The organism is Ferruginibacter sp., from assembly GCF_031430955.1.
Taxonomy (GTDB): domain Bacteria; phylum Bacteroidota; class Bacteroidia; order Chitinophagales; family Chitinophagaceae; genus Ferruginibacter.
Genome location: NZ_JANPCM010000491.1, coordinates 1 through 4,806, shown reverse-complemented (window position 1 = coordinate 4,806; position 4,806 = coordinate 1). Strand labels below are relative to the sequence as shown.

General features: G+C 35.5%; 7 protein-coding genes. 3 read left to right on the top strand and 4 right to left on the bottom strand.

Annotated elements, in window-relative coordinates:
* The 3 genes from ACY65O_RS13695 to ACY65O_RS13685 all read left to right on the top strand — a co-directional run.
* A partial coding sequence (locus ACY65O_RS13695) for an ABC transporter ATP-binding protein (RefSeq protein WP_462221421.1) occupies window positions 1-1,404 on the top strand: 1,404 nt, incomplete at its 5' end.
* Between the two features lie 187 nt (window positions 1,405-1,591).
* Window positions 1,592-2,038 (top strand): DUF3276 family protein, encoded by a 447-nt coding sequence (locus ACY65O_RS13690; RefSeq protein WP_462221420.1) that lies wholly within the window; start codon window positions 1,592-1,594, stop codon window positions 2,036-2,038.
* A 108-nt stretch (window positions 2,039-2,146) separates the two neighbouring features.
* Window positions 2,147-2,635 (top strand): hypothetical protein, encoded by a 489-nt coding sequence (locus ACY65O_RS13685; protein WP_462221419.1) that lies wholly within the window; start codon window positions 2,147-2,149, stop codon window positions 2,633-2,635.
* 11 nt (window positions 2,636-2,646) lie between these two features.
* Here ACY65O_RS13685 and ACY65O_RS13680 read toward each other — a convergent pair whose 3' ends face one another.
* From ACY65O_RS13680 to ACY65O_RS13665, 4 genes are all read right to left on the bottom strand, one after another.
* Window positions 2,647-2,802: a hypothetical protein gene (locus tag ACY65O_RS13680; RefSeq protein ID WP_462221418.1), complete on the bottom strand. Its 156-nt coding sequence runs from the start codon at window positions 2,800-2,802 to the stop codon at window positions 2,647-2,649.
* 26 nt (window positions 2,803-2,828) lie between these two features.
* Window positions 2,829-3,500: a hypothetical protein gene (locus ACY65O_RS13675; RefSeq protein WP_462221417.1), complete on the bottom strand. Its 672-nt coding sequence runs from the start codon at window positions 3,498-3,500 to the stop codon at window positions 2,829-2,831.
* 35 nt (window positions 3,501-3,535) lie between these two features.
* Window positions 3,536-3,922, bottom strand: coding sequence for a hypothetical protein (locus tag ACY65O_RS13670; RefSeq protein ID WP_462221416.1), 387 nt, complete (start codon window positions 3,920-3,922; stop codon window positions 3,536-3,538).
* A 34-nt stretch (window positions 3,923-3,956) separates the two neighbouring features.
* A partial coding sequence (locus ACY65O_RS13665) for a glucose-6-phosphate isomerase (protein WP_462221415.1) occupies window positions 3,957-4,806 on the bottom strand: 850 nt, incomplete at its 5' end.

Genomic DNA, 4,806 nt, shown 5'->3' with positions numbered 1-4,806 from the left:
ACCGGCGATTTAATGAACCGCATTTCGGAAGATGTGAGCCGGGTACGAATGTATACCGGACCGGCAATAATGTATTTTATAAACCTTGCTGCTGTAATTGGCTTTAGCGTTTTTTTTATGCTGAAAGAAAGTCCTAAACTTACTTTAGTGGCATTGGCACCGTTGCCATTATTAGCCATCACTATTTATTTTGTAAATACCATCAACAATAAAAAAAGCGAAAGGATACAATCGCTTTTAAGCGACCTTACCACCAATGCACAGGAATCTTACTCTGGCATAAGGGTAATAAAATCTTATGTGCAGGAAAAAGCCCAGCTTATCTTTTTTAGAAATAACAGCGAAGCATACCGTAACAATGCATTGAGCCTTGCAAAAACTGAAGCCATTTATTTTCCCAGTATGGCATTATTGATTGGCTTAAGTACTATTATAACAATTATGGTAGGCAGCCTTGATGTGGTGAATAATGTTAATGGCACTACGGTAGGCACCATTGCAGAATTTGTTTTGTATATACAGATGCTCACCTTTCCTGTAAGTGCAATTGGGTGGACGGCCAGCATGACACAGAGAGGAGCTGCATCACAAAAAAGAATAAATGAATTTCTTCATACCGAGCCAGGAATAAAAAATTCAGGCAATGAATTGAAACCAGATTTAGGAGGTAATATTACTTTCACCAATGTAGATTTTACTTATCCTCATACCGGCATCAATGCTGTAAAAAATTTCTCTTTACAAATTAATAAAGGCGAAAAAGTGGCCATCATTGGTCGTACCGGCTCCGGTAAATCAACTATTGCACAATTACTGCTCCACATGTACAATCCACAAAAAGGATTGATAACTTACGATGGTATCCCCATAAATAAAATTGATATTAATGCCTTACGGGAACAAATTAGCTACGTACCGCAGGATGTTTTTTTATTCAGCGAAACTGTCAGCAATAATATAAGTTTTGGTTTAGAGAACGCATCGCAGGAAAAAATAATTACTGCAGCTAAGCAAGCCAGTGTGCACAACGAGATTGAAAAATTTCAGCATAATTATAACACCATGATCGGGGAAAGAGGTGTAACACTGAGTGGAGGTCAAAAGCAACGCATCTCTATTGCAAGAGCATTAATTAAAGACCCTGAAATTGTAATTTTTGATGATTGCCTGAGTGCTGTTGATGCCCGTACAGAGAAGGAGATTATTGAAAACCTGTACAACTATCTTGAAAATAAAACGGCATTGATTATTACCCACCGCATATTTTCTTTGTTTAAGTTTGATAAGATTGTGGTGCTGGATGAGGGGAGCATTGCCGAACAGGGCACCCATGATGAGCTTATGCAAAACAATGGCATTTATACCGAAATGTATAACCGCCAGCAGGAAGCCCCCATCCCCTGAAGGGGAAATATTCAGCGATTATAATTTTTACAAAACTTGTAATGGTAGTGAGTTCAATTTTTAAATACAGTCCAAATAACTCCCTTCAGGGATGGGGGCGATTTATATTTTGTGGTTTCAAAAACAATTTTATCTTTGCGAAGTCCTATAAAAGGATATTCGTTAAAAAACTAAAAACAATATAACAGTGGCGTACGAGAACAACGACAAAAAAATGGAAAGCGTTTACAGTCAACGCATCCGTGCAGGAAAACGCAGGACTTACTTTTTTGATGTAAGAGAAACCCGTGGTAACGACTTTTATTTAACCATTACCGAAAGCCGTAAAAAGTTTGACAGTGACGGATACGAAAGACATAAGATCTTTTTGTATAAAGAAGATTTCAATAAATTTATTAAAGGATTGGGCGAAGCTATTGACTATGTAAAAACAGAATTAATGCCCAATTTTGATTTTGATGCTTTTAACCACGATACTCCTTACGAAGGAGAGGGTGGCGCACCGCAGGTAATTGCAAGTGCCGAAACAGCATCAACCGAAACTCCAGAAATAACTGTTGAAGAAAAAGCTGAAGCTCCTGCCGCAACAACACCAGTTGATAATGGCAGCACTGAGGAAGTAGATAAGTGGTAAACCAATACCCAAACTAATTGCATAAACCCTTTCATTTTTGAGAGGGTTTTTAATTTTATAGAAAAACACAACCATCTTAAAATACTATTTTTGTTTAAATCATTGTTAATGAAAAGATTATTGGGTTTACTGGCAGCAGTTATTTTATGCAGCAGTTGGAATGCACAAATTTACCGCATACAAAAAGCGCAGGCTTTTTATACCATATCATTTCCGGGTATGGCAATAAAGGATGAGAATGGTAATACAATAAACCCACAGCCAATAATTGACAGGTTTATTTATATAGAATGCAGGTTTAATGGTAAACCAAAAATTGATTCGGTTTTTTATAATGGTATTTTATTTACTGCTCTGGTTGCAGATAAAGCCGAAACTGCTGCGACTATTGGCATAAAAAACGAAAATGGGAGCCCTGTAAAGTTTATTCCTAAAAAAGGCAATAAAGTTTGGAAAATTTATTTAACACAGGTTGCAGGTAATACATTGCCGCATGAAGCTGTGAAAAAAATTATCATTAAGGGCAGGTTAGATAAAATAAAATTTACCACTGCAATTTATTTGGAAACACAACTCATTACACCGGACAGATCTTGATTAATGCAATTCTAATTTTTACGAACACTTTTTTTAATTTTCTTCACCACCCATTTTTCAAATACTGTTATAGCCTTATCCCTGAAATCCTTTTCTTTATGTTTAGGCACATAATAATAAATACTTACTAATTTCATCATCGAAATGCTATCATTACCGGTAATCATAATTTCGGCAAAAGAAGTCTTATACCTTATTGTATCCGTATCCTTATTTTTTCATAATCTAAAATCAATGCAAGAGTATCTGTTTTACCATGATAATGAAAAACATTTGTTTCGCTGTCAAAATCAATTTGTCCGCTAATTTTATTTGCCTGGTTAATTTCTTTTAGCTGAACGCTGTTCAATCTTGATACCAGTTCTCTTTTTGAAAAATTAAAAGCGTATTCTTTATCAATTGCGATGAATTTTTTTAAATCACGTGGAGGTGCACTTGTTGCCATAAATGCAATACAGGAAACTGCAGCAATAGTTTTTATAAAAATTGGCCTTGTAATATATTGCTTCGTACAATTATTAGAAAATTTATAAGAGAAAATAATGCTTATGAGTGCAATATTATCACCAAAATCAATTGTTCTGTTAACAGGAATGTAAATAGAATTAAGAAAGTTAATTATTGGTTGCGAAAGATCAGATTTCCAAAAAATAAACAGCACGGCAGTAAGCAGGTGCAGTCGTTTTTTCCAGCGTGTAAAAACTGTACTTAGAAAAAATGGGAATGCAAATAAACCGGCAAAATCGGAAAGTTTGCCCGTAATAAAATTGTGAAAGGCCGTTTTTAAAATCCAATCATTAATAACGAGCAATAAAACAGCAGCAATAAAAACCGGGTGACCTAACTTTTTTGTTGAAGCTAGCATAAATTACATGTTGCTGATGACAAATTACAATTAGGTTACTTTTTTTTAATCAACTCCAGCATTAAATTTTCTGAAGTAACAGGTTTATAATCTGTAATAGGGGTTTTGCGTTTGCTGCTATTGGGCCTGATTTTTACAGATTTTATTGGCGGTATAAAAAGAAATTTATTGATGCCGTTAGGAATTTTGTTTGTGTGAAAAAGTTTTGCAGCAACAGGCATTAAAGCCGTTGTTGCAACTTGGGGAACAACACAGGGCATATTATCAACTGTCAATGCATAAATTTTACCATATTGTGATTGCCCGATTATTTTAGGTTTTACTATTTTAGCCAAAGAAAATTCCGGGGTTGTAATGGTAACCTGGGCAGTTGCAAATGCTGCAATAAAAATAAAAGAACTGGCAACAAAAAATGTTTTCATAAAATTTATTTTCTTAAAGTTATAAAAAAATACATCATTTCATTTTTTTATAAGCATTTATCAGGTTGTTGGTTGATGAATCGTGTGAGCTTACCTCATCATTATTCAACAGCTCCGGTAAAATTTTACCGGCCAATACTTTTCCCAATTCCACACCCCATTGATCGAAGCTGTAAATATTCCAGATAACGCCCTGCACAAAAATCTTATGTTCATACAAAGCAATTAATTCACCCAAACTAAATGGCGTAATTTCTTTTATTAAAAAAGAATTGGTGGGGCGGTTGCCTTCAAAAACACGGTAAACATCATCATTCTCCGTTCCATTTATTAATGCTTCGGTTTGTGCAAAAAAATTACTCAGCAATTTTTGATGATGATCTGCAATTACATTATGACTTATGGCAGGCGCAATAAAATCGCAGGGAATAATTTGTGTGCCCTGGTGAATGAGTTGATAAAACGCATGTTGGCCGTTTGTACCCGGCTCTCCCCAAATTACGGGCCCGGTGGAGTAAGTAACTTTTTCACCGTTCCTGTCAATATATTTTCCATTGCTTTCCATATTGCCCTGCTGAAAGTAGGCTGCAAAACGATGCATATACTGATCGTAAGGAAGAATAGCTTCGGTAGTAGTGCCATAAAAATTACTGTACCAAATGCCAATCATTGCCATTAGCACCGGAATGTTTTTTTCAAAACTGGTTGTGCGAAAATGATTGTCTGCTTCGTTGGCACCTTTTAATAAATCTTCAAAATTATTATAGCCAACAGTTAATGCAATAGATAAACCAATTGCACTCCACAAACTGTAACGGCCACCCACCCAATCCCAAAACACAAACATGTTTTCGGGAGCAATGCCAAATTTGGTAACTTCTTTT

Excerpts from the sequence above, each read along its gene's own strand:
- ACY65O_RS13685 (WP_462221419.1), top strand. The coding sequence starts at position 2,147 with ATGAAAAGATTATTGGGTTTACTGGCAGCAGTTATTTTATGCAGCAGT.
- ACY65O_RS13680 (WP_462221418.1), bottom strand. The coding sequence starts at position 2,802 with ATGATTACCGGTAATGATAGCATTTCGATGATGAAATTAGTAAGTATT.
- ACY65O_RS13675 (WP_462221417.1), bottom strand. The coding sequence starts at position 3,500 with ATGCTAGCTTCAACAAAAAAGTTAGGTCACCCGGTTTTTATTGCTGCT.
- ACY65O_RS13670 (WP_462221416.1), bottom strand. The coding sequence starts at position 3,922 with ATGAAAACATTTTTTGTTGCCAGTTCTTTTATTTTTATTGCAGCATTT.